This is a genomic window from Flavobacterium solisilvae, assembly GCF_012911605.1.
Lineage (GTDB): Bacteria > Bacteroidota > Bacteroidia > Flavobacteriales > Flavobacteriaceae > Flavobacterium > Flavobacterium solisilvae.
Map to the genome: position 1 here is coordinate 1 of NZ_JAAMPT010000064.1, position 250 is coordinate 250.

The 250-nt window shown below is 37.6% G+C and carries 1 pseudogene; it reads left to right on the forward strand.

Features of this window, described 5'->3' with window-relative positions:
- Positions 1 to 250, forward strand: a pseudogene (locus G6042_RS00305) (IS1182 family transposase); the annotation flags it as partial.

The window sequence follows — 250 nt, forward strand, 5'->3', positions numbered from 1 at the left end:
AAAGCACTAAAACAACTCTTCAAACTGTTTGTTAGTTTTTTAAAAGACGCCGAATTAATTGCAGGCGAAACCATCGCTATTGACGGCACAAAATCTAGAGCTCACAATGGCAAGAAGTCCAATTTTAATCAAAAGAAAATAGATAAACACTTGGAGTATATCGAAACCAAAACCCAAGAATATCTAAGCGCTTTAGCCCAAAACGACGCTCAAGAAACCAGCACCACGCTCACCAACATTCAACAAAAAA